This window comes from Pseudomonas sp. R25(2017), from assembly GCF_002112565.1.
Classification (GTDB): domain Bacteria; phylum Pseudomonadota; class Gammaproteobacteria; order Pseudomonadales; family Pseudomonadaceae; genus Aquipseudomonas; species Aquipseudomonas ekonensis.
Genome location: NZ_NEHZ01000015.1, coordinates 58,673 through 82,757, shown reverse-complemented (window position 1 = coordinate 82,757; position 24,085 = coordinate 58,673). Strand labels below are relative to the sequence as shown.

Here is a 24,085-nt window from a genome sequence, read left to right as displayed (position 1 = left end):
GTTCAGTTGAGAGTGCCCAATGCGTGCGCGCGGAAAAAGTCTGAGTCTAGGAGCTGGAACGCTCCCGCGTAACCGGCAAAGCTACCTGAATGACGGAAGGCAGTCCAGCCGAGCGGGGCTGGCACTTCGCCACAACTCAAGGCATGCTAGCCGCCCTTCGGGCGTCCGGCTTATAGTGCACGTCGCGCCAGTCCAGCCAAACCGCAGGATTCCAGCTTGTCCAATGTCACTCCGCCAGCCTCTGTGAGCAGCACCCATCCGGCGCCCGGCTCGCCCCTGCGCGGAACATTGAAAGGCGCGCTGGCGACCCTGGTGCTTCTGCTGCTGGCGCTGCTGTTCTGGCAACTGCTCGACCAACTGCGCGAAACCCAGAAGAACCAGCGCCAGTACACCATCGACTACACCGCCGATCTCGCCTCCCAGGTCAGCCTGAACATGGCGCTGAACGCGCAGATCGCCCTCAACCTGCTACCGATCGTCGAACAGCCGCAATCGGCCGACGAACAGCAGGCGCTGTTGCGCAAGCTGCAGCAGTCGCTGCCCGACCTGCGCAGCCTGGCGCTGCTCAGCCCGTCCGGCAAGGTGCTCAGCGACAGCGACGCCGCCAGCGAAGACGCCGACTACCTCGGCGAACTGGTGCGCCGCAGCCGCGCCCAGGCCCACTATTTCAGCAACGCCGACGACGGTTCGGTGGTGCACCTGCTGCTGCACCAGGCCAGCGGCAGCACCCGCGGCTACTGGGCGCTGCGCCTGACCCCGACCTTCTTCGCCTCGCTGACCAAACAGGGCGACACCGGCATCCGCCCGCTGTGGCTGGTGGAAAACCGCATCAACCATCAGATCATCAGCCGCGACGAAGTCCTGCCTTCCGCCCGCACCAGCACCCTGACCCCGGACGACCTGGCCAACAGCGTGCTGACCGTGCCGCTGAGCAGCAGCGACTGGCAACTGCGCGGCCTGTTCGACCGTCAGCGCGTGCTCGAGCAACTGTTGCCGGCCTTCATCGGCAAATGCCTGCTGGGCCTGGCGTTCTCGCTGCTGCCGTTCATCGCGCTGCTCAACATGCGCCGCCGCCAGCGCCAACTGCATGAAGGCCGGCGCCGCTACCAGGACATCTTCGAAGGCACCGGCGTGGCCCTGTGCGTGCTGGACCTGTCCGGGCTCAAGCAGGTGTTCGACAAGGCCCGCCTGCAGACCAGCGACCAGCTCAAGGCCTGGCTCGACCACCCGCAGCAGCGCCAGCAGCTGTTGCAGGAACTGCGCATCACCGAGGTCAACCAGGTGGCGCTGCAACTGCTCAACGTCAATTCCTGCGAGCACGCCTGGCAGCTGCTGATCGACGGCCGTCCGCACACCCACTGCGCCATCGGCAACCAGGTGCTCGACGCCGTGCTCCAGCAACAGAAGCAGCTGGAGCTCGAAATCAAGCTGCCGGACATCAACGGCCGCGACCAGCACCTGTGGCTGGTGCTGCGCCTGCCGCAGGAACAGCACGACTACAAAGCGGTGATCCTGAGCATCAACGACATCACCAGCCGCAAGCTGATCGAACTGTCGCTGCTGGAGCGCGAGGGCTTCTGGTCGGACGTGGTGCGCACCGTGCCGGACCACCTGTACGTGCAGGACGTGATCAGCCAGCGGATGATCTTCAGCAACCATCACCTGGGCCAGACCCTCGGCTACAACCGCACCGAACTGCATCAGATGGGCGAGTACTTCTGGGAAATCCTCCTGCACCCCGAAGACGCCGACTACTACCACCGCTCGCGCCAACTGCAGCGCCACGCCGGCTACAGCCAACTGCTGCAGTGCCAGTTGCGCTTTCGCCACCGCGACGGCAAATGGCGGCGCTTCGACATCCGCGAACAGGCGCTGGCCCGGGACAAGCACGATCAGGTCACACGGATCATCGGCGTGGCCAAGGACATCACCGAGCAGATCGAGGCCAGCGAATCCCTGCGCGACAGCGAGCAGCGCTACCGGATGCTCGCCGAAAGCATCAGCGACGTGATCTTCTCCACCGACAGCAAGATGTCGCTCAACTACGTCAGCCCTTCGGTGCAGGCGGTGCTGGGCTATGACGCCGAGTGGATCTTCCAGAACGGCTGGCAGTCGACCATCGCCAACCCGCAGCAGCTGACCGGCATCTATCACCTGATGGACCGCGTCAGCAAGGCCTTGGACAAGCCCGAACAACTGGCGCTGCTGCGCAGCCAAGTGCAGACCCAGATGTTCCTGTTCGACTGCCTGCGGGCCGACGGCCGCAAGATCCCGATCGAGCTGCGCCTGGTGCTGGTGTGGGACGAGCACGGCGCCTTCGAGGGTGTGCTCGGCGTGGGCCGCGACATCAGCCAGCAGCGCCGCGCCGAAAAAGACCTGCGCATGGCCGCCACCGTATTCGAGCACTCGACGTCGGCGATCCTGATCACCGACCCCGCCGGCTACATCGTCCAGGCCAACGAGGCGTTCAGCCGGGTCAGCGGCTACGCGGTGGCCGAAGTCCTCGACCAGTTGCCGAACATGCTCACCGTCGACGAGCAGCAGGACGCGCACCTGCGCTATGTGCTCAAGCAACTGCACCAGCACAGCACCTGGGAAGGCGAAGTCTGGCTCAAGCGGCGCAACGGCGAGCATTACCCGGCCTGGGTCGGCATCACCGCCGTGCTCGACGACGAAGGCGACCTGGCCAGCTACGTGTGCTTCTTCAGCGACATCAGCGAGCGCAAGGCCAGCGAGCAACGCATCCACCGCCTCGCCTACTACGACGCCCTGACCCACCTGCCCAACCGCACGCTGTTCCAGGACCGCCTGCACACCGCGCTGCAGTCCGCCGACCGGCAGAAGTCGTGGGTGGTGCTGATGTTCCTCGACCTCGACCGCTTCAAGCCGATCAACGACTCCCTCGGCCACGCCGCCGGCGACCGCATGCTCAAGGACATGGCCACGCGCCTGCTGGCCTGCGTCGACGATGACGACACCGTGGCGCGGATGGGCGGCGACGAATTCACCCTGTTGCTGCAGCACCGCTCCAGCCGCGAGATGGCGCTCAACCGGGCGATCCACGTAGCCGAGCAGATCCTCGCCAGCCTGGTGAAACCGTTCGTGCTCGAAGGCCGCGAGTTCTTCGTCACCGCCAGCATCGGCATCGCCCTGAGCCCCCAGGACGGCAACGAGCTCAGCCAACTGATGAAGAACGCCGACACCGCGATGTACCACGCCAAGGAACGCGGCAAGAACAACTTCCAGTTCTACCAGGCCGACATGAACGCCAGTGCGCTGGAGCGCCTGGAGCTGGAAAGCGACCTGCGCCACGCGTTGGAGCAGAACGAATTCGTGCTGTATTACCAGCCGCAGTTCAGCGGCGACGGCAAGCGCCTGACCGGCGCCGAAGCCCTGCTGCGCTGGCGTCATCCGCGTCGCGGGCTGGTGCCGCCGGGGGACTTCATCCCGGTGCTGGAAGAGCTCGGCCTGGTGGTGGACGTCGGCGACTGGGTGATCGCCGAAGCCTGCCGCCAACTCAAGACCTGGCACCAGAGCCGCGTACGCGTGCCGAAGGTGTCGGTGAACATCTCCGCCCGGCAGTTCTCCGACGGCCAGCTCGGCACGCGGATCGCCACCACCCTGCGCGAAACCGGCCTGCCGCCGGCCTGCCTGGAGCTGGAACTGACCGAAAGCATCCTGATGCGCGAAGTCAGCGAGGCGATGCAGATCCTCGACGGCCTGAAGAACCTCGGCCTGAGCATCGCGGTGGACGACTTCGGCACCGGTTACTCATCGCTGAACTACCTCAAGCAGTTCCCGATCGACGTGCTGAAGATCGACCGCACCTTCGTCGACGGCCTGCCGTCCGGCGAGCAGGACGCGCAGATCGCCCGGGCGATCATCGCCATGGCCCACAGCCTCAACCTGGCGGTGATCGCCGAGGGCGTGGAGACCCACGAGCAACTGGACTTCCTGCGCGAGCACGGCTGCGACGAGGTGCAGGGCTACCTGTTCGGCCGACCGATGCCGGCGGGGCGGTTCGAGGCGCAGTTCAGCAACGATGCGCTGTTCATGTTCGACTGAGGATCTGCGGCGCTGCCATCGCTGGCAAGCCAGCTCCCACAAAGTTTGATGTCAATCATGAAGTTCGTGGTTATCAGCGGTTACTGTGCGAACTGGCTGGCCAGCGAAAAGGCCGGCACGGACGCCACGCATTCGGCCATGAACGCCACTTGTCTGCGACATGATGTCGTTTCATATGCCATCCAAAACCCGTTGGGTTAGAATGCCCCCCTTTTCTGCCCCGATCCTTGAGGACCGCCATGTTCAGCCGTGATTTGACTATTGCCAAGTACGACGCCGACCTTTTTGCCGCCATGGAGCAAGAAGCTCAGCGCCAGGAAGAACACATCGAGCTGATCGCTTCGGAGAACTACACCAGCCCTGCGGTAATGGAAGCTCAAGGCTCGGTGCTGACCAACAAGTACGCCGAAGGCTACCCGGGCAAGCGCTACTACGGCGGCTGCGAATACGTCGACGTGGTTGAGCAACTGGCCATCGACCGCGCCAAGGAACTGTTCGGCGCCGACTACGCCAACGTCCAGCCGCACGCAGGCTCCCAAGCCAACGCCGCGGTCTACCTGGCCCTGCTGTCGGCCGGCGACACCATCCTGGGCATGAGCCTGGCCCACGGCGGTCACCTGACCCACGGCGCCAGCGTGTCCTCCTCCGGCAAGCTGTACAACGCCATCCAGTACGGCATCGACGCCAACGGCCTGATCGACTACGACGAAGTCGAGCGCCTGGCGGTCGAGCACAAGCCGAAAATGATCGTGGCCGGTTTCTCCGCCTACTCGCAGGTGCTGGACTTCCCGCGCTTCCGCGCCATCGCTGACAAGGTCGGCGCCTACCTGTTCGTCGACATGGCCCACGTGGCCGGTCTGGTCGCCGCCGGCGTCTACCCGAACCCGGTGCCGTTCGCCGACGTCGTGACCACCACCACCCACAAGACCCTGCGCGGTCCGCGTGGCGGCCTGATCCTGGCGCGCGCCAACGCCGACATCGAGAAGAAACTGAACTCCGCCGTGTTCCCGGGCGCCCAGGGCGGCCCGCTGGAGCACGTGATCGCGGCCAAGGCGATCTGCTTCAAGGAAGCTCTGCAGCCTGAGTTCAAGGCCTACCAGCAACAAGTGGTGAAGAACGCCCAGGCCATGGCCGGCGTGTTCATCGAGCGCGGTTTCGACGTGGTGTCCGGCGGTACCCAGAACCACCTGTTCCTGCTGTCGCTGATCAAGCAGGAAATCTCCGGCAAAGACGCCGACGCCGCACTGGGCAAAGCGTTCATCACCGTGAACAAGAACTCCGTGCCTAACGACCCGCGCTCGCCGTTCGTCACCTCCGGCCTGCGTTTCGGCACCCCGGCCGTGACCACCCGCGGCTTCAAGGAAGCCGAGTGCAAGGAACTGGCCGGCTGGATCTGCGACATCCTGGCCGACCTGAACAACGAAGCGGTGATCGACGCCGTTCGCGAGAAGGTCAAGGCCATCTGCAAGAAGCTGCCGGTGTACGGCGCCTAACGGCAGCCTGAACCCCAGCACGGAAAACCGGCCAAGCGATTGGCCGGTTTTTTTTCGCCCGCAAAATGCCGTTCCCCTGACTCGCGCCCCTTTCCCCAAGCAACTTTCCCTCCTGCCATTCAAGACTTGAAACAACAACACCCCATCACTATCGGCCACACCAAAGAACTAACTGTTATCGTTCACCAAATTCGCCAGCGCCAATAAATCCATCCACACGACAACACCAAAACATACAACTAAGAAACAATCCAAATGCCACTCACCACTGGAATTCAAGGAAGAACCCATGAGAACAAACAGGCAAGACTCTTTCATCGCAACATTAGCAATGGACACTCAGCACGTTAACTTTCTTGGCCTGTTGCACGAAACTCCTGCCACACGCCTGGACACACAGTTTTCCGGTGGCTTTTTCACTGGCGCACCGAAACAGAAAAACGACCGCCACCTGCTGGGCCATCGCTCCCGACAGGACATCCCCAATCCCGCGCCAATGACGATCTACTTCCGCTGCACGGACGACTATTACCACCTCTATGTAAGGTCCCACCCCGTCTATGCAGGATACTGCCTGAGCAAAGACCCTTCCGGCTTCCTCGGGGCGTTTCTCCCGGCCGGTCGCGACACCACCTCCTTCAATCTGCTGAACCTGGACAACCGCGTCATCACGCTGCCGGACCTGACCCGCGACACCCACCTCATCCGGCTCCAGGCACGCAGCGCCCGGCATGTCGGCAGCCTCCGCCGAAGAGGCGCGCCCTACCGCTACCTGGGCGAAACCGACAAGGAAGGCATCGTGTTCAAGCTGCGGATCATCGAGCGCAACGCATCGTTCCTGAGTGACCCGGACGAAGTCTGACCCACGCCTGCCCGACGCACTTCAACTTCCCGCGACACTGCACTTTTCAACGAACATTCAGAACGCTGAGCATCCTATGAGCACCGACCAGAAAAAATCCTTCATTGCAACTTTCAGCACCCCTCTTGGAAACCCTCACTTTCCAAGACTGACCTACGGCAAGAAAGTCTCGACAATGCGCCCCGACTACGTGCCCTTCACTCTTTCTTCCCACATTGATGTTTCCGATTATTTGTTCCTGAACCAAAACGTCGCACCCGACGCACTGACGTTTTATTTCAGATGCCTCGACGACTATTACACGATCTATATTCTGACTCCCGGAGACTATTACTACAGGACTGTCAGCAAAGAGCAGGAAGACTTCCTGAACGCCTATGCCACCGAAGACGGCGACCAGACCACTTTCAACTTGCTGAACGCCCGCGGCAAGATCGTCACGCTGGATCGACTCGGCAGCGACACACCCACCGTCCGGATACAGACGCGGGCCGGCAAACTGCTCCGGGCCGGATTGAGCCGGAACCGATATGACCCCAAGGTCGGCACGTTCATCCGAACCGACCCCAACCAGAGTTCGACCGCACTGGACTTCAAGCTGAACATCCTGCAACGCAACGCGCCCTACTGATCCGGCATCGCAAGGATCGCACCGCCTACCCGACGCCAAAGCGCGGACATGACCGTCCGCGCTTTGGCCTCTTCACAAGCAAGGCAAGATAACCGGCAGCACCGAACCACTGGTCAGACCGGTCAAGCCAATTTGTCATTTTTCACTTGCACCCCTCCCGAAACAGCGCCTATTCTGCCCCCGCACTGGACATACCGGTAAGACCACAATAATTAAGTCCTCAATCCGAAGCGCCACGCGCCCGGCAGCCAGGACACCGACCAGGATTCCTCCCATGCTCAGATGGTGCTCGCGTTCGATCTTCCTCCAAGTGGTTCTCGGCCTGATGCTCGGCATCGTCTGCGGACTGACCCTCCCCGAATACTCGGCCCAGCTCAAACCGCTGGGCGACGGTTTCATCAAACTGATCAAGATGCTCATCGGCCTGATCGTGTTCTGCGTGGTGGTCAGCGGCATCAGCGGCGCCGGCGACCTGAAGAAGGTCGGGCGCATCGGCCTCAAATCGGTGATCTACTTCGAAGTGCTGACCACCCTCGCCCTGGTGATCGGCCTGGTCTTCGCCTTCACCACCGGGATCGGCAGCGGCGCCAACATCCACCTGGAACAGCTGGCCGCCGCCGACATGGGCGACATCGCCGAACGCGGCCAGCACATGCACACCACCACCCAGTTCCTGATGGATCTGATTCCGGCATCGGCCCTCGGCGCCTTCGCCGACAACAACATCCTGCAGGTGCTGCTGTTCTCCGTCCTGTTCGGCAGCGCGCTGAACCTGGTGGGCGAGGCGGCCTCCGGCATCTCGCGGCTGATCAACGAACTGAGCCATGTGATCTTCCGGATCATGGGCATGATCGTGCGCCTGGCGCCCATCGGCGTGTTCGGCGCCATCGCCTTCACCACCAGCAAGTACGGCCTGGATTCGCTGCAGCACCTGGGCAGCCTGATCGGCCTGTTCTACCTGACCTGCGCCGCCTTCGTGTCCCTGGTCCTGGGCCTGGTGATGCGTCTTTCGGGCCTGCGCCTGTGGCCGTTGCTCAAGTACCTGCGCGAGGAACTGCTGATCGTGCTCGGCACCGCGTCCTCCGACGCCGTGCTGCCGCAAGTGATGCGCAAGCTCGAACACCTGGGCATCGGCAGCTCCACCGTCGGGCTGGTGATCCCCACCGGCTACTCGTTCAACCTCGACGGCTTTTCGATCTACCTGACCCTGGCCATCGTCTTCATCGCCAATGCCACCGGCACGCCGCTGGCCATGACCGATCTGCTGACGATCCTGCTGGTGTCGCTGATCACCTCCAAGGGCGCCCACGGCATTCCGGGCTCCGCGCTGGTGATCCTGGCCGCGACGCTGACCGCGATCCCGGCGATTCCGGTGGTGGGCCTGGTGCTGGTGCTGGCGGTGGACTGGTTCATGGGCATCGGCCGGGCGTTGACCAACCTGACCGGCAACTGCGTCGCCACCGTGGCCATCGCCCGCTGGGAAAGGGACATCGATGTGCAACGGGCCAACAAGGTGCTCAGCGGCGAGCAAGGCTATACCTTTCAGCCAAGAAAACCGGCCGCCCGGGCGGCGGCCAAAGAATTCTGAATGACCGCCGTGCCTGCCGGAGCGCAGGCACGGCCCATGGAGCGAACACGTGATTACTACTTCAACCGTCGTCAACTCAGTGGTGGAAAAACTCCGCGCCGCACTGGCCCGAGGCCAGTGGCGTTCCGGCGACATGCTGCCGGGCCAGCGCGAGCTGGCCGAACAACTGGGCATCAGCCGCCCGAGCCTGCGCGAGGCGGTGACCGTGCTGGAAACCCTGGGCCTGGTGCGCTCGATGCCCGGCAAAGGCGTGGTGGTGCTCGAGGCGCAGGCCGAGGACACGCACAGCCCCGACAGCGCCGTCGCCCGCGCCAGCCTCGAGGACGTCCTGCAACTGCGCTACACCTTGGAGCCGTTCATCGTCGGCCTGGTGGCGCAGTCGGTCGGCAGCAAGGAAGTCGGGCAACTGCGCCTGACCCTGATGGACATGCGCGAAGCCCTCGACGCCGGCGACAGCGAAGCCGGGGCCAACGCCTACATCGCCTTCCACGAAGAACTGTTCGCCCTGACCGCCAACCCGATCTTCCAGAGCGTGGTGCAGCAGACCGGCAACGCCCTCAAGCAGAGCGCCGAGGTGCTGCGCAATTCGCCGCAGCACCTGGCCGAACGCCTGGAAGAGAACGAAGCCGTGGTGCGCGCCATCCGCAACCGGAACAGCGCCCAGGCCAGCGCCGAAATGCGTCGGCACATCCTGCGCGAAGGACGACGGATGGGGATCGAGCTGAACATTCCGGATGACCACCTCGGCAACTGAATCGCCTCACACGGGAGACCTGTCATGAACAGCCTTGCCACGTCGCCTCACACCCGCCGGATGTCGGCGGCCCTGCCCTTCCCCGGCCTGCGGGAGCCGGCGGAGGATCTTTATCGGCAATTGTTCGAGGCGATCCTGGAGCAGCGGATCGGGCCTGCGGACCGCTTCACGGAAGACAGCCTCAAGGCGATGTTCGGCGTCAGCCGCGCGCAGGTGCGCCGGGTGCTGACGCGGTTGTCCCATGAGCACGTCATTGTGTTGCGCACCCATCATCGGCCACGGGTCGCCGAGCCCGATGCCGAGCAGACCCGGCAAGCACTGCACGCTCGGCGCCTGGCCGAAGCCACGCTGGTGCGCATGGCTTGCCGCAATGCATCGCCTGACGGGCTCAAGCGCCTGCGGGCATGCGTGGAGCGCGAGCGCCTGGCCCTGGCGCAAGCCGAAAACGGTGCGGCGATCCGGCTGTCCGGGGAGTTTCATCTGCAACTGGCGCAGTTGGCGGGGAATGCGCCGTTGGCGCACTTTCTCGGCAGCCTGGTGCCGTTGACGTCGCTGGCCATTGCGCGCAATGCCGGGCAGGCCCCCGAGGGCGACTCCTGGCAGGCGCATTCGGCGATCGTCGAGGCGGTGGCAGATGGGGACGCGGACAAGGCAGCGGTGCTGATGAGCCGTTACCTGGAGCGCCTGGAGGACAGACTGCTCCACCCGTCCCGCGAGCACAGAGCCGCAGGCTAGATCGACTTCGCGGGCAAGCCTGCTCCCACAGTGGCCGGCGCCGCCCAAAACCTGTGGAAGCCCTCCTGCCGGCGCCGCGCCCTCAGCCTGCCATTTCGGCAAACCCTGCCCGGATCTTCTCTTCAGGCAGGTCATCGGCGATGAACACGATCACACTCTCTCGCGCCTCGCCGTCGGCCCATTCGGTGTCCCAGTCGAAACCGTACAGCTTGAGCACGCCCTGGAAGACCAGGCGCCGATCCTCTCCGGCAATGCTCAGCACGCCCTTGTAGCGCAGCAGTTGCCGTCCATGCTCCTCCAGCAGCTCGTTCATGAACCCGCTGAGGCGGTCGATGTCCAGCGGCCGGTCGGTGCGCAGCACCAGGCTGGAGATGCGGTCGATGGACGGCGCCTGGCGCACCGGCCTCAGGCTCGCCCCGCCGCCCAGGTCGGCATTGAGGTTGAAGCCCCGCACGTCGAGCAGTTCGGCCAGGTCGATCCGGCCGTGCTCGACCACACGGATGGGCGCCCGCCGGTTGATGCGCGCCAGCCGCTCGCTCAGGGCGGTGAAGGCGGCTTCGTCCACCAGGTCCGTCTTGCTCACCAGCAAGCGGTCGGCGAACCCGACCTGCGCCTGGGCGATGGTCTGGGTCAGGTGCAGGTCGGCGTGCGCGGCGTCCACCAGGGTGATGATGCCGTCGAGCAGGTAGCGCTCGCGCAGTTCTTCGTCGATGAAGAAGGTCTGCGCCACCGGTGCCGGGTCGGCCAGGCCGGTGCATTCGATCACCAGCCGGTCGAAGGCGATTTCGCCGCTGTCCAGCCGCTCGAGCAGCAGGTACAGGGCCTTGGTCAAATCAGTGTGGATGGTGCAGCAGACGCAGCCGTTGGCCAGGGTCATGACCTGCACGGGCTCATCGCCGAGCAGTTGGGTGTCGATGCCGGCGTCGCTGAATTCGTTTTCGATCACGGCGATCTTCAGGCCGTGCTCGGCCTTGAGCAGGTGGCGCAGCAAGGTGGTCTTGCCGGCGCCGAGGAAACCGCTGAGCACCGTGACGGGAATGGGAGAGGACAAGCGTTTTCTCCTGATCTGAAAGAATCACAAAACAATTGTGGGAGCCAGCCTGCCGGCGATGAGGGCGGGTCAGTCGGCATCGTTGCCGAATGACGCTCCGCTATCGCCGGCGGGCTGGCTCCCACAGGTTTACCGCGTCGGCCGCAGGCTGTCAGCTCAACAGCACTTCGGCCCGCCCTTGCCGCCGTAACGGGCCTCCTGACGTTCCCGGAAGAACGTCTCGTAGTCCATCACCGGCTTGTCCGGGTGCTTGGTCTGCATATGCTCGACGTAAGTGTCGTAGTCGGGCATGCCGACCATCAGGCGTGCGGCCTGACCGAGGTATTTACCGAGGCGACTCAGGTCATTGAACATGGTGCAATCCTCAGGTTACGCGTCCGGCAGGGCCTGGAACGGCGATTCTTTGTCCGTGCGTTCTTTTTTGCCCCAGGCGGCGATGCCGACCTTGAGCGCATAGAACAGGATGCTGAACACCACGAACAGGAACAGCGCCGTCAGCGTCGCGTTGGTGTAGGCGTTGAAGATCACATGCTGCATCTGCTCCACGCTCTTGGCCGGCGCGAGCACCTGGCCTGCGGCCAGCGCATCGCTGTACTTCTTGGCCAGCGACAGGAAGCCGATCGCCGGGTTGGCGTCGAACAGCTTGATGAAGCCTGCGGTGGTGGTGCAGATCAGCAGCCAGGCGGCCGGCAGCAGCGTGACCCAGATGTAGCGCTGACGCTTCATCTTGATCAGCACGACGGTGCCGAGCATCAGGGCGATGCCCGCCAGCATCTGGTTGGAGATGCCGAACAGCGGCCACAGGGTATTGATGCCGCCCAGCGGATCGATCACGCCCTGGTACAGCAGCCAGCCCCACATCGCCACGCAGCCGGCGGTGGCGATCAGGTTGGCGGTCCAGGACTCGGTGCGCTGCAACGCCGGCACGAAGGAGCCGAGCAGGTCCTGCAGCATGAAGCGCCCGGCGCGGGTGCCGGCGTCCACGGCGGTCAGGATGAACAGCGCCTCGAACAGGATCGCGAAGTGGTACCAGAACGCCATGGTGTTCTCGCCCGGCAGGACACTGTGCAGGATCTGCGCGATACCCACCGCCAGGGTCGGCGCACCGCCGGCGCGGGCCAGGATGGTGGTTTCGCCGATGTCGTGGGCCACGGCCTGCAGCGCATCCGGGGTGATGGCGAAGCCCCAGTTGCTGACCGCCGTCGCCACCGCCACCACATCACCGCCGACCACGGCGGCCGGGCTGTTCATGGCGAAGTACACGCCCGGCTCGATCACCGAAGCGGCGACCATTGCCATGATGGCCACGAAGGACTCCATCAACATGCCGCCGTAACCGATGTAGCGGGCGTTGGTTTCGTTGTCCAGCAGCTTCGGCGTGGTGCCGGAGGAGATCAGCGCGTGGAACCCGGATACCGCACCGCAGGCGATGGTGATGAACAGGAACGGGAACAGGCCGCCCTTCCACACAGGGCCGGTGCCGTCGACGAACTGGGTCAGCGCTGGCATTTTCAGCTCGGGCATGGTGACCAGGATGCCGATCGCCAGGGCGATGATGGTGCCGATCTTGAGGAAGGTGGACAGGTAGTCGCGCGGGGCGAGGATCAGCCACACCGGCAGCACCGCCGCGACGAAGCCGTAGCCGATCAGCATCCAGGTGATCTGCACGCCGGTGAAGGTGAAGGCCTTGGCCCACACCGGATCGGCGGCGACCTGCCCGCCCAGCCAGATCGAGCCCAGCAGCAGCAACACGCCGATCACCGAGATCTCGCCGATGCGGCCCGGACGGATGTAGCGCATGTAGACGCCCATGAACATCGCGATCGGGATGGTCGCCATCACGGTGAAAATGCCCCACGGGCTTTCGGCCAGGGCCTTGACCACGATCAGCGCCAGCACCGCGAGGATGATGATCATGATCAGGAAGCAGCCGAACAGGGCGATGGTGCCGGGGATGCGGCCCATTTCCTCGCGCACCATGTCGCCCAGGGAACGGCCGTTGCGGCGGGTGGACATGAACAGGACCATGAAGTCCTGCACCGCGCCCGCCAGCACCACGCCGGCGATCAGCCACAGGGTGCCGGGCAGGTAGCCCATCTGCGCCGCCAGCACCGGCCCGACCAAGGGGCCCGCGCCGGCGATGGCCGCGAAGTGGTGTCCGAAGAGAATGTGTTTGTTGGTCGGCACGTAGTCCAGACCGTCGTTGTTGATCACGGCGGGGGTGGCCCGGCGCGGATCGAGCTGCATCACATTGTTTGCGATGAACAGGCTGTAGTAGCGGTACGCGACCAGATAGATGGCCACAGCGGCGACCACGATCCACAAGGCGTTGATCGCCTCGCCTCGACGCAAGGCCACGACGCCCAGGGCGCACGCCCCTACGATTGCCAGCACCAGCCAGGGTAAGTGGCGTAGCGGGCTATTATTATTTTTCATTTTATTATTCCAGCCAGGGTGGACAAGAAAGACAGCCACCCCGAGTTTAGCGCTGTTGGCCGTAAAGGCCATACCCGACATTGGTCTGAGGCCGCTGCGGGCTGGCCGCGTCCGGCGGGCCGGGTCTATAGTCAGCGTACCTTCAAGAGGAGTGCGCCATGAGCGAGCGTCGCCGCTTCAAACGTATTGCGTTCGATGCCAAGACCGAATTGAGCCAGGGCGAGTACAGCTGGCCGGTGAAGCTGGTCGACCTGTCACTCAAGGGATTTTTGATCGAGAAGCCGCAGCCGTGGCTCGGCGATCCGAAGCAGGATTTTTTCGTCAGCATCCACTTGAGCGACGAGGTCGAGATCACGATGGACGCCCAGCTGGCGCACGAGGACCGCGGCCAGCTGGGGTTCGTCTGCCGGCACATCAGCCTGGAGTCGATCCAGCGCCTGCGGCGGCTGATCGAGCTCAACCTGGCGGACGAGTCCGAGCTTGAGCGCGAACTGGCTGCGCTGATCGAGCTCTGAACAGCGACGATCCCCTGTGGGAGCCAGCCTGCCGGCGATGGCGGTTTTCCCGTCGAATCGATCGTCACGGGGAGTCTGCTATCGCCAGCAGGCTGGCTCCTACAGTGAATCGGCGGTTATTCGAACAGCGAATCCAACGCCTGCTCCAGCCGCGTCACGGCAATGATCTGCAAGCCTGGCGGCGCTTCCTTCGGCGCATTGCCCTTGGGCACGATCGCGCGCTTGAAGCCGTGCTTGGCCGCTTCCTTCAGGCGCTCCTGGCCGCTGGGCACCGGGCGCACCTCACCGGACAGGCCGACCTCACCGAACACCAGCAGGTCGTGGGGCAACGGCCGGTTGCGCAGGCTCGACATGACCGCCGCCATCAGCGCCAGGTCCGAGGCGGTCTCCAGCACCTTCACGCCGCCGACCACGTTGAGGAACACGTCCTGATCGTGGGTCGGGATGCCGCCGTGACGGTGCAGCACCGCCAGCAGCATCGCCAGGCGGTTCTGGTCCAGACCCAGCGTCACCCGGCGCGGGTTGGCCAGATGGCTGTCGTCCACCAACGCCTGAACTTCCACCAGCATCGGCCGAGTGCCTTCCCAGGTCGCCATCACCACGCTGCCCGGCACTTCTTCCTGGGCACGGGTCAGGAAAATCGCCGACGGGTTGGAGACTTCCTTCAGCCCTCTGTCAGTCATGCCGAACACGCCCAGTTCGTTGACCGCGCCGAAACGGTTCTTCACCGCCCGCAGCAGGCGCAGCCGGCCATCGGACTCGCCTTCGAAATACAGCACGGTATCGACCATGTGCTCCAGCACGCGCGGGCCGGCCAGCGCGCCTTCCTTGGTGACGTGGCCCACCAGGAAAATCGCCGTGCCGCTCTGCTTGGCGTAACGCACCAGCAGCGCCGCGCTCTCGCGCACCTGGGACACACCGCCCGGCGCCGACTGCAGCTGTTCGGTGAAAATCGTCTGGATCGAGTCGATCACCATCACCCGGGGCTTTTCCTGTCGGGCGGTGGCGATGATGCTTTCGATGCAGGTTTCGGTCATCACCCGCAATTGGTCCTGCGGCAAACCCAGACGCCGGGCGCGCATCGCCACCTGCTGCTGGGACTCCTCGCCGGTGACGTACAAGGCCGGCATGCTGCGGGCCAGGTTGCACAGGGTCTGCAGCAGGATCGTCGATTTGCCGATGCCGGGATCGCCGCCGATCAGCACCACCGAACCGTCCACCAGGCCTCCGCCCAGCACCCGGTCCAGCTCGCCGGAGGCGGTGGAGAAGCGCGGGACTTCCTCGACGCTGACTTCGGCCAGCGTCTTGATCTGCGCCTGCTGCCCCGCCCAGCCGGTGCGGCCGCTCGGCGCCGCCGCCCCGCCGCTCTCGACCAGGGTTTCGGTCAGGGTGTTCCAGGCGCCGCACTCGCCGCACTGCCCCGCCCATTTGGGAAAGGTGGCGCCGCACTCGGTGCAGCCGTACATGCGCTTGGCCTTGGCCATCTGAACCCCCGGCAAAAACCGCGATGATAACGCAGCCGTCGGCCGATGGGCGCAGCGGCGCTCATCGGCCGACGGCATTCGCACCTCAGTCCGCCAGGTTGGCGGCCAGCGCCTTGACCCGCGCCAGGTCGCCCTTGGCCACTTTCGCCACCCCGGCGCCGTACTCAGGGTCGGCCTTGTACAGGAAAGACAGGATGATGTGCTTGCTCTCATCATCCGCCCCCGCCAGCGAAGCGCCGAAGCTGGCGATCAGATCCTTGCGCTCCTGGCGGCTGTACGAGCGGTACAGATCCCCAGCCTGCCGGAAGTTCTGCTCACGCTGGATCTTCGCCTGCTGGGTGCGGCCTTCCAGGGCCGTCTGGCTGTAGCGCGCCTGCGGCGTCTCTTCCCGCGGCTGCAGACGGCTCGGCTGAAAGTTCACACCGGAACGGCTGGCGCCGGCATTCATCGCGCCGTCCTGATTGCCGTTGTTCACGGCGACCTTAGGTGCGTTGATCGGCAACTGCATGGCGTTGGTGCCGATACGGTGAAGTTGCGTATCCGCATAAGCGAATATCCGGCCCTGCAACAAACGGTCTTCGGAAGGTTCGATGCCGGGAACCAGATTACTCGGCGCCATGGCAACTTGTTCGGTTTCCTGGAAGACGTTCGACGGATTGCGGTTCAACACCATTTGTCCAACTTTTCGCTCAGGAACACCGGGCCAGATCTTGGTTGCGTCCAATGGATCGAAATCAAACTTGGACAGATCTTCTGGTTTTAGCACTTGGATGTACAAGTCCCACTTTGGAAAGTTGCCCTTCCCGATATTGGCCACCAAGTCATGGGTCATATGACTGTAGTCCTGCCCTTGAACTTTCACGACTTGTTCTGGCGTCAAATTCTTGATGCCCTGCAAACTTTTCCAGTGAAACTTCACATAGTGAACTTCGCCCTTCGCGTTGACCAACTTATAGGCATGCACACTGTTACCGTCCATCTCCCGGTAACTGGCCGGCGTGCCAGAGTTGGAATACAGCTCCGTCAGGGTGCGTGTGGCTTCCGGAACATGGGAGAAGAAGTCGAAGCGCCGCGAGTCGTCGTCCAGGTTGGTGCGCGGATCCGGCTTGAACGCGTGCACCATGTCCGGGAACTTGATCGCATCGCGGATGAAGAAGGTCGGGAAATTGTTGCCGACCAAGTCCCAGTTGCCGTCGGCCGTGTAGAACTTGGTGGCGAAGCCGCGCGGATCGCGCAGGGTCTCCGGGGAGTGGTTGCCGTGCACCACCGATGAGAAGCGCACGAAGACCGGCGTGACCTGACCTGCGGCGAAGACTTTGGCCTTGCTCAAGTCGCTGAGGTCGGCGCTGGCGGTGAAGGTACCGTGGGCACCGGTGCCGCGGGCATGCACCACACGTTCCGGGATGCGCTCGCGGTCGAAGCGCTGGAGCTTCTGGATCAGTTGCACGTCCTGCAGCAGCACCGGGCCATTGGCGCCGGCGGTCTGCGAGTTCTGGTTGTCGCCGACCGCCGCGCCGTTGTCGCGGGTCAACGGGGCGGCGCTGACGGAAAGGGTCAGCAGGCTGGCGGTGAGTGCAGCGAAAGTGCGGCGGCAGGGCAATGCCCCAAGGCCAAGTGCGGAAGTCATGTGCGGTTCCTCTGTCTTTTCGAAGGCGCATCCAGGTGCGCCAGTCAGAGGCTAGAGAACCGTTCCCGCAAACATAAATAGAAAATTCGTAACGCCATGATTGACAGATTTTTCTTCCGGATCAGCGGCTTACGGTCTATTTCCCGCGCGATTAGTGGCACTTTGCAAACTAATCGTCGAAAGATGTGTCGATAAAAGCGAGCATTGTAAGGAGGTGTTTCGCGCAGGCCGCGTTTCGCTGATTTACACTGCCAACACCAACCTCATCTGTAACAAGGAAATAACCTATGGGCGTGCTAAGTGAGTTCAAGGCCTTTGCGGTCAAAGGCAATGTGGTCGACATGGCCGTCGGTATCATCATCGGTGCCGCCTTCGGCAAAATTGTGTCGTCCTTTGTCGGCGACGTGATCATGCCCCCGATCGGCCTGCTGATCGGCGGCGTGGATTTCAGTGACCTGGCCATCACGCTCAAGGCCGCCGAGGGCAGTGCGCCCGCCGTGGTGATGGCCTATGGCAAGTTCATCCAAAGCATCCTGGACTTCATCATCGTCGCCTTCGCCATTTTCATGGGCGTCAAGGCCATCAACCGCCTGAAGCGCGAAGAGGCCGTGGCCCCGAGCCTACCACCCGTGCCGACGAAGGAAGAGGAGCTGCTGGGCGAGATCCGCGACCTGCTCAAGGCCCAGAACAACCGGCCCTGACGCGTTGCGGCATGAACGGAAGAACGGCGCCCTCGGGCGCCGTTCTTTTTACCAGTAGTTCTCCACCGCCACCTGCCCCGGACGCCGGGTAAGGCTCAGGCTCATGTGCCGCCGCTTGAGCAGGGCCCGGGTGTCGTCGATCATCTGCGGGTTGCCGCACAGCATGACCCGCGAATGCTCGGCCGACAGTTCCAGCCCCGCCGCGCGCTCCAGTTCGCCGCTCTCGATCAGGGCAGTGATGCGGCCGTTGAGGGCCCCGGCGTACGGCTCGCGCGTCACCACCGGGATGAACCGGAACTTGTGCGCATACGGCGCCAGGTAGTCACGCTGCATCAGATCGCCGATCAACGCTTGATAGGCCAGCTCCCGGGCCTCCCGCACGCTGTAGACCAGGACGATGCGTTCGAACCGCTCCCAGACCTCGAAGTCCTGCAGGATCGACAGGAACGGCGCCACCCCCGTGCCGGTGGACAGCAGCCACAGATCCCGGCCGTCGACGAAACGGTCCAGGGTCAGGTAACCGAAGGCCTGGCGCTCCACCAGCAGCGAATCGCCTTCGCGCAGGCGGCTCAGTTCGCTGGTGAACTCCCCGCCCGGCACCACGATCGAGAAAAACTCCAGAAACTCGTCAAACGGCGACGACACCATGGAGTAGGCCCGCCACACCGTGCTGCCGTCGGCCTTGGTCACCCCCAGGCGGGCGAATTGCCCGGCCCGGAAGCGAAAGCCCGGATCACGGGTGGTGCGCAACGTGAACAGGCTGGGGGTCAAGGGCTGCACGTCAAGCAAGGTCTGGCGGGTGAACTTGTCTGCGCTGGCGGTCATGGGCCACTCCAATCGACGATGCGGCCCAGTGTCGCGCAAACTCGCACACTAATACACCGACAATTAATAGTGTTATTTGCACAAATAGCAATTCCCCTCATTTGAGAACAAACGGTTCATCATCCGTTAGTTTTTACATGACGAGTTAAATGCTTGACCGTAGAGCGACCTAATAACACTTTATGCCGATATCAAATGCTTAAAGAGCAAAAAAATCCGCACTCGATGTAGGAATCGTCCTACACTCCGGTGCGTGCCTCTTGTTGGATCCAAGTTGCACCCCCGCGAAACACCTTACGGAGAGCCTGTAATGGAAATGTGGAAGGAGTCGCAGTTAAAGCAGCTGACTTTCGCCAAGGAAATAGATACCGCGTACCCGATCCTGTTGAGATTCGCCGAAAACATTGGCTTCAACTTTTGTGCTGTCTCAGTGACATCATTGCGCCGGGAAACGCCGTTCACCACCTTGAAAATCAATAACTACCCAAGCGCCTGGAACAACCACTATGAAGAAGAAAACTATGTAGAGTCGGATCCAGTAGTAGCACACTGCAATCGTTCCATGCTGCCCATTGTCTGGAGCGAAGAACTGTTCTCAAAGACTCCGAAGTTATGGAGCGCCATGCTGGAGCATGAACTGCAGCACGGCTGGTCACAATCGTTCCATCACGAGGAATCCGGACTCTGCAGCATCCTGAGCCTGGGCCGAAAGCACTGCCCGATCAGCCCGCTGGAGCTGTACGAACACTTCGGCTACATGTTCTACGTCACCAGCCATCTGAGCGAAATGCTCGCCCGGACCCTGCCCAGGAAACCGCCCGGCGCCCGCCAACCGCACTTGTCGGCGCGCGAACTGGAGGTCCTGAGACTCTCGGCCGCCGGCAAGACCGCGTATGAGATCGCCCGCATCCTCAGTCTGAGCGAACGCACCGTGAACTACCACGTGCAGAACGTCATCGAGAAGCTCAACGTGTGCAACAAGATCTCCGCCGTCATCGCCGCCGCGCGGGCCGGGATCATCTGAACGGTCGCCTGTCGCCGTCCCCCGAAAACTTGCAGGTAATCACCCCGAAAAAAACGTACCATTCGCAACCTTCCCGAGTGATGACGTGAATGCCACGCCGCAGTCCGCTCGGAGGGTTCCGCCGCACCACACTGCGGGCCGCGGGACACCCGATGAACCGCCAGAGTCCCCGCCCCATGCCTTTGCTCGACACGCCCTTCGCCAGCCTCGACCTGATCCGCCAGCCCGAACAGCAGAATGAACCGCTGCAGGCGTTCGATGCGGCCGACGAGTACCTGCTCAATCACCTGGCCGAACAGCAGCCGGCGGCCGACACGCGGGTACTGGTGCTCAACGACAGTTTCGGCGCTCTGGCCATCAGCCTGGCAGGCAAGGTGAATGTCAGCAGCAGCGGCGATTCGTTTCTGGCCTTTCAGGGCCTGGAGAAAAACCTGACCCGCAACGGCCTGCCGTTCGACGCCGTGCGGGGCATTGCGGCCAGCGAACCGCTGACCGGGCCGTTCGACCGGGTGCTGATCCGCGTGCCGAAGACCCTGGCGCTGCTGGAGGAACAGCTGATCCGCCTGCAAGGCCAGCTCGCCCCAGGCGCGCAAGTGGTGGCGGCGGCGATGATCAAGCACTTGCCCCGTGCGGCCGGCGATCTGCTGGAGCGCTACATCGGCCCGGTGCAGGCTTCGCTGGCGGTGAAAAAGGCACGCCTGCTGATCGCCACGCCCGAAGCCCGGACAGCGGCGACGTCCCCTTACCCGACCCGCTACCGTCTCGAAGAGCCGGCCATCGAGCTCCTCAACCACGCCAATGTGTTCTGCCGCGACGGGCTGGACATCGGCACCCGCGCCTTCCTGCCGCACCTGCCGAAAAACCTCGGCGGCGCACGGGTGGCGGACCTGGGTTGCGGCAACGGCGTACTGGCCATCGCCAGCGCCCTGCAGAATCCCGATGCCCATTACACGCTGGTGGACGAGTCGTTCATGGCGGTGCAGTCGGCCCGCGAAAACTGGCGTGCGGCCTTGGGCGAACGTGACGTGACCGTGCGCGCCGCCGACGGTCTGGCCGGGCAGCCGGCGCAATCGCTGGACGTGGTGCTGTGCAATCCGCCGTTCCATCAGCAGCAGGTGGTCGGCGACTTCCTCGCCTGGCGCATGTTCCAGCAGGCCCGCGAAGCGCTGGTGACGGGCGGTGCGCTGTACATCGTCGGCAACCGCCACCTGGGCTATCACGCCAAGCTGGCGCGGCTGTTCCGGGGCGTCGAGCAAGTGGCGGCCACGCCCAAGTTCGTGATCCTCAAGGCGCGCAAGTAAGCCAAGCAAAAAAAGCCCTCCAAGAGGAGGGCTGCAAAACCGTGCCTCGCGGCAACGGGACGGGATGATTCAGTGGGTGGTCAGGCCGGCCGCATTCATGAACAGGCGCATCAGGCTGGCGGCGATGAACAACGCGCCGACGCTGCCGACCCAGATCAGGGCCAACCAGCCGAGCCGCTGCCACAGCGGCTTTTTTTCGGCTTCTTGAATGTCGTGCAGTGAAGGTTTGCCGGACATTGCAGGGTTCCTCAGTCGGTTCGGTGGCGCCTGCCCTCAGGCCATCACGGGCAGGCTCTTCTTTATCGGGAACTAGTGATAGCCGTCCTCATGGGTGACCTTGCCGCGGAACACGTAGTAGCTCCAGAACGTGTAACCCAGGATGAACGGGATGATGAACAGCGTGCCGACCAGCATGAAGCCCTGGCTCTGCGGTGGTGCGGCGGCGTCCCAGATCGAGATCGACGGCGGCACGATGTTCGGCCACAGGCTGATGCCCAGGCCGCTGTAGCCGAGGAAGATCAGCACCAGGGTCAGCAGGAACGGCATGTAGTTGGCGTTGCGCGCCACGGCCTTGAGCAGGCCGTACATCGTCACCAGCACGAGGATCGGCACCGGCATGAACCAGAACAGGTTCGGCACGCTGAACCAGCGGGTCGCGATCTCCGGGTGGGCCAAAGGCGTCCAGAGGCTGACGATGCCGATCACCGCCAGCAGCACGAACGCCAGCGGCCGCGCCAGGTCATGCATCTGCTGCTGGAGCTTGCCTTCGGTCTTCATGATCAGCCAGGTGCAGCCGAGCAAGGCGTAGGCCACCACCAGCGCGGCGCCGCAGAACATCGTGAACGGCGTCAGCCAGTCCAGCGGTCCGCCGGCGTATTGCCGGTCGACCACCGGCAAGCCGTCGATGAAGGCGCCCAGCGCCACGCCCTGGAAGAAGGTCGCGGCGATCGAACCGCCGATGAAGGCCTTGTCCCACAGGTGCCGCTTGTCGTCCTTGGCCTTGAAGCGGAACTCGAAGGCCACACCGCGGAAGATCAGCCCGATCAGCATGAAGATCAGCGGCAGGTACAGCGCCGACAGCACCACCGAATAGGCCAGCGGGAAGGCGCCGAACAATGCGGCGCCCCCCAGCACCAACCAGGTTTCGTTGCCGTCCCAGACCGGGGCGACGGTGTTCATCATCACGTCGCGGTCGGTCTTGCCGGGAGTGAACGGGAAAAGGATCCCGATCCCCAGGTCGAAGCCGTCCATGACCACGTACATCATGATGCCGAAGATGATGATCACGGCCCAGATCAGCGGAAGATCGATACCCATGACTCAAATCTCCTTGGTCAGGCTGCGGTCGGCGTCGGCGCCATCGTCGTCCGCGGCGGACAGCGGACGGGCCGGCGTGCGTTTGCGGCCGGGGCCGCCGTCGTTGGTTTCCTTGCCCTCGTCGGTCTTCGGCCCCTTGCGCACCAGGCGCATCATGTAGCCCAGGCCGGCGCCGAACAGCGCGAAGTACACCACCACGAACATGATCAAGGTGATGCTCATCTGCATGAAGCTGTGGTTGGAGGACGCGTCCGCCGTGCGCATCAAGCCGTAGACTACCCACGGCTGACGGCCGATCTCGGTGGTGAACCAGCCGGCGAGGATCGCGATCAGGCCCGACGGCCCCATCCACAGGGCCAGGTACAGGAACGGCCGCGAGGTGTAGAGCGAGTCACGCTTGCGCAGCCACAGGCTCCAGAGGCCAGTGAAGATCATCAGGAAGCCGAGGCCCACCATGATCCGGAACGACCAGAACACGATGGTCGAGTTGGGCCGGTCCTCCGGCGGGAACTCCTTGAGCGCCGGCACCTGCTTGTCCAGCGAGTGGGTCAGGATCAGGCTGCCGAGGTACGGGATCTCCACGGCGAATTTGGTCTTCTCTTCCTTCATGTCCGGCCAGCCGAACAGGATCAGCGGCGTCGCCTCGTTACCGACGTTTTCCCAGTGGCCTTCGATGGCGGCGATCTTCGCCGGCTGGTGCTTGAGGGTGTTGAGGCCGTGGAAGTCGCCGATCACGGCCTGGATCGGCGCGACGATCAGGGCCATCCACATGGCCATCGACAGCATCTTGCGGATCGCCGGGTTGTCTTTGCCGCGCAGCAGGTGCCAGGCCGCCGAGGCGCCGACGAAGAACGCCGTGGCGACGAACGCGGCAGTGGCCATGTGCATCAGCCGGTACGGGAACGAAGGGTTGAAGATGATCGCCAGCCAATCGGTGGGGATCACCTGGCCGTTGACGATCTCGAAGCCTTGCGGGGTCTGCATCCAGCTGTTGGACGCGAGGATCCAGAAAGTCGAGATCAAGGTGCCGATGGCCACCATGACCGTGGAGAAGAAGTGCAGGCCGCGTCCGACCTTGTTCCAGCCGAACAGCATCACGCCGAGGAAACCGGCTTCGAGGAAGAACGCCGTGAGCACCTCATAGGTGAGCAACGGGCCGGTGACGGAACCGGCGAAGTCGGAGAACCGGCTCCAGTTGGTGCCGAACTGGTACGCCATGACCAGCCCCGAGACCACCCCCATGCCGAAGTTGACGGCGAAGATCTTCGACCAGAAATGGTAGAGGTCACGGTAGGTGTCGTTGCCGGTCTTCAGCCACAGGCCTTCGAGCACCGCCAGGTAGCTCGCCAGTCCGATGGTGATGGCGGGAAACAGAATGTGGAACGAGATGGTGAACGCGAACTGAATTCGGGCGAGATCGAGTGCCTCTAAACCGAACATAAGTCTTCCTCTGTCAGGTGGTACAGGCTGCCGGGCTTGTGGCCCGGTACCCACTGCCCCCACGGATATGGAGTGCGGCGAATTCGGATTCGTTCTTCTTTTTACGCGCACCCAACGCGGGGAGCCTGGCCGGACGGCCGCCAGACCACTTCCCGCAAGGGTCTTGATCTGGATCAATCAACGTTGAAAGAGTAGTCCGATTTCCGACGGCGAACTGCGTGGTCTTTTGCCGCGTG

The 24,085-nt window shown here is 63.5% G+C and carries 20 protein-coding genes; 11 read left to right on the top strand and 9 right to left on the bottom strand.

What is annotated here, in order from left to right:
- Positions 1 to 216 precede the first annotated feature (216 nt).
- The 7 genes from CAG31_RS19405 (at position 217) to CAG31_RS19375 (ending at position 10,128) form a co-directional block, all read left to right on the top strand.
- Positions 217 to 4,065: a bifunctional diguanylate cyclase/phosphodiesterase gene (locus CAG31_RS19405; RefSeq protein WP_085584138.1), complete on the top strand. Its 3,849-nt coding sequence runs from the start codon at positions 217 to 219 to the stop codon at positions 4,063 to 4,065.
- Positions 4,066 to 4,304: 239 nt separating this feature from the next.
- Positions 4,305 to 5,558, top strand: coding sequence for a serine hydroxymethyltransferase (gene glyA / locus CAG31_RS19400; protein WP_007924771.1), 1,254 nt, complete (start codon positions 4,305 to 4,307; stop codon positions 5,556 to 5,558).
- 289 nt (positions 5,559 to 5,847) lie between these two features.
- Positions 5,848 to 6,420, top strand: a complete 573-nt coding sequence (locus CAG31_RS28250) for a hypothetical protein (RefSeq protein WP_139831368.1) — start codon at positions 5,848 to 5,850, stop codon at positions 6,418 to 6,420.
- 76 nt (positions 6,421 to 6,496) lie between these two features.
- Positions 6,497 to 7,051 (top strand): hypothetical protein, encoded by a 555-nt coding sequence (locus CAG31_RS19390; RefSeq protein ID WP_139831367.1) that lies wholly within the window; start codon positions 6,497 to 6,499, stop codon positions 7,049 to 7,051.
- A 274-nt stretch (positions 7,052 to 7,325) separates the two neighbouring features.
- A complete protein-coding gene (locus CAG31_RS19385) occupies positions 7,326 to 8,639 on the top strand; it encodes a C4-dicarboxylate transporter DctA (RefSeq protein ID WP_085584132.1) in 1,314 nt (437 codons plus the stop codon).
- Positions 8,640 to 8,688: 49 nt separating this feature from the next.
- Entirely contained in the window at positions 8,689 to 9,393 is a 705-nt protein-coding gene (locus CAG31_RS19380; protein ID WP_085584129.1) for a FadR/GntR family transcriptional regulator, read from the top strand.
- 24 nt (positions 9,394 to 9,417) lie between these two features.
- Entirely contained in the window at positions 9,418 to 10,128 is a 711-nt protein-coding gene (locus tag CAG31_RS19375) for a GntR family transcriptional regulator (RefSeq protein ID WP_085584127.1), read from the top strand.
- An 82-nt stretch (positions 10,129 to 10,210) separates the two neighbouring features.
- Here CAG31_RS19375 and yjiA read toward each other — a convergent pair whose 3' ends face one another.
- From yjiA to CAG31_RS19360, 3 genes are all read right to left on the bottom strand, one after another.
- Positions 10,211 to 11,179 (bottom strand): GTPase, encoded by a 969-nt coding sequence (yjiA, locus tag CAG31_RS19370; protein WP_085584125.1) that lies wholly within the window; start codon positions 11,177 to 11,179, stop codon positions 10,211 to 10,213.
- 156 nt (positions 11,180 to 11,335) lie between these two features.
- Positions 11,336 to 11,533: a YbdD/YjiX family protein gene (locus CAG31_RS19365; RefSeq protein ID WP_085584123.1), complete on the bottom strand. Its 198-nt coding sequence runs from the start codon at positions 11,531 to 11,533 to the stop codon at positions 11,336 to 11,338.
- Positions 11,534 to 11,548: 15 nt separating this feature from the next.
- A complete protein-coding gene (locus CAG31_RS19360; RefSeq protein WP_085584121.1) occupies positions 11,549 to 13,615 on the bottom strand; it encodes a carbon starvation CstA family protein in 2,067 nt (688 codons plus the stop codon).
- Positions 13,616 to 13,773: 158 nt separating this feature from the next.
- Here CAG31_RS19360 and CAG31_RS19355 point away from each other — a divergent pair, with 158 nt between their 5' ends.
- Positions 13,774 to 14,130 carry a PilZ domain-containing protein gene (locus CAG31_RS19355; protein ID WP_085584119.1) on the top strand — a complete coding sequence of 119 codons (357 nt, stop codon included), beginning with the start codon at positions 13,774 to 13,776 and terminating at the stop codon, positions 14,128 to 14,130.
- A gap of 116 nt (positions 14,131 to 14,246) precedes the next feature.
- Here CAG31_RS19355 and radA read toward each other — a convergent pair whose 3' ends face one another.
- Entirely contained in the window at positions 14,247 to 15,614 is a 1,368-nt protein-coding gene (gene radA, locus CAG31_RS19350; protein WP_085584117.1) for a DNA repair protein RadA, read from the bottom strand.
- Between the two features lie 85 nt (positions 15,615 to 15,699).
- Positions 15,700 to 17,241 carry a catalase KatB gene (gene katB, locus CAG31_RS19345; RefSeq protein WP_085584115.1) on the bottom strand — a complete coding sequence of 514 codons (1,542 nt, stop codon included), beginning with the start codon at positions 17,239 to 17,241 and terminating at the stop codon, positions 15,700 to 15,702.
- 287 nt (positions 17,242 to 17,528) lie between these two features.
- Between katB and mscL the strand changes: the two genes are divergently transcribed.
- Positions 17,529 to 17,942, top strand: a complete 414-nt coding sequence (mscL, locus tag CAG31_RS19340; RefSeq protein WP_085584113.1) for a large-conductance mechanosensitive channel protein MscL — start codon at positions 17,529 to 17,531, stop codon at positions 17,940 to 17,942.
- Positions 17,943 to 17,990: 48 nt separating this feature from the next.
- On the opposite strand, the gene CAG31_RS19335 is transcribed toward mscL, so the two are convergent.
- Positions 17,991 to 18,767 carry a ferredoxin--NADP reductase gene (locus tag CAG31_RS19335; protein WP_085584111.1) on the bottom strand — a complete coding sequence of 259 codons (777 nt, stop codon included), beginning with the start codon at positions 18,765 to 18,767 and terminating at the stop codon, positions 17,991 to 17,993.
- Between the two features lie 310 nt (positions 18,768 to 19,077).
- On the opposite strand from CAG31_RS19335, the gene CAG31_RS19330 reads away from it, so the two are divergent.
- Together CAG31_RS19330 and CAG31_RS19325 are read left to right on the top strand one after the other, a co-directional pair.
- On the top strand, positions 19,078 to 19,791 hold the full coding sequence (locus CAG31_RS19330) for an autoinducer binding domain-containing protein (RefSeq protein WP_085584109.1): 714 nt from the start codon (positions 19,078 to 19,080) through the stop codon (positions 19,789 to 19,791).
- A gap of 176 nt (positions 19,792 to 19,967) precedes the next feature.
- A complete protein-coding gene (locus CAG31_RS19325) occupies positions 19,968 to 21,092 on the top strand; it encodes a class I SAM-dependent methyltransferase (RefSeq protein WP_085584107.1) in 1,125 nt (374 codons plus the stop codon).
- A gap of 69 nt (positions 21,093 to 21,161) precedes the next feature.
- On the opposite strand, the gene CAG31_RS19320 is transcribed toward CAG31_RS19325, so the two are convergent.
- The 3 genes from CAG31_RS19320 to CAG31_RS19310 all read right to left on the bottom strand — a co-directional run bounded on the left by CAG31_RS19320 (position 21,162) and on the right by CAG31_RS19310 (position 23,849).
- On the bottom strand, positions 21,162 to 21,329 hold the full coding sequence (locus CAG31_RS19320) for a DUF2474 domain-containing protein (protein WP_085584104.1): 168 nt from the start codon (positions 21,327 to 21,329) through the stop codon (positions 21,162 to 21,164).
- Positions 21,330 to 21,401: 72 nt separating this feature from the next.
- A complete protein-coding gene (gene cydB, locus CAG31_RS19315; protein ID WP_085584102.1) occupies positions 21,402 to 22,409 on the bottom strand; it encodes a cytochrome d ubiquinol oxidase subunit II in 1,008 nt (335 codons plus the stop codon).
- Between the two features lie 3 nt (positions 22,410 to 22,412).
- Positions 22,413 to 23,849 (bottom strand): cytochrome ubiquinol oxidase subunit I, encoded by a 1,437-nt coding sequence (locus tag CAG31_RS19310; RefSeq protein WP_085584100.1) that lies wholly within the window; start codon positions 23,847 to 23,849, stop codon positions 22,413 to 22,415.
- Positions 23,850 to 24,085 lie beyond the last annotated feature (236 nt).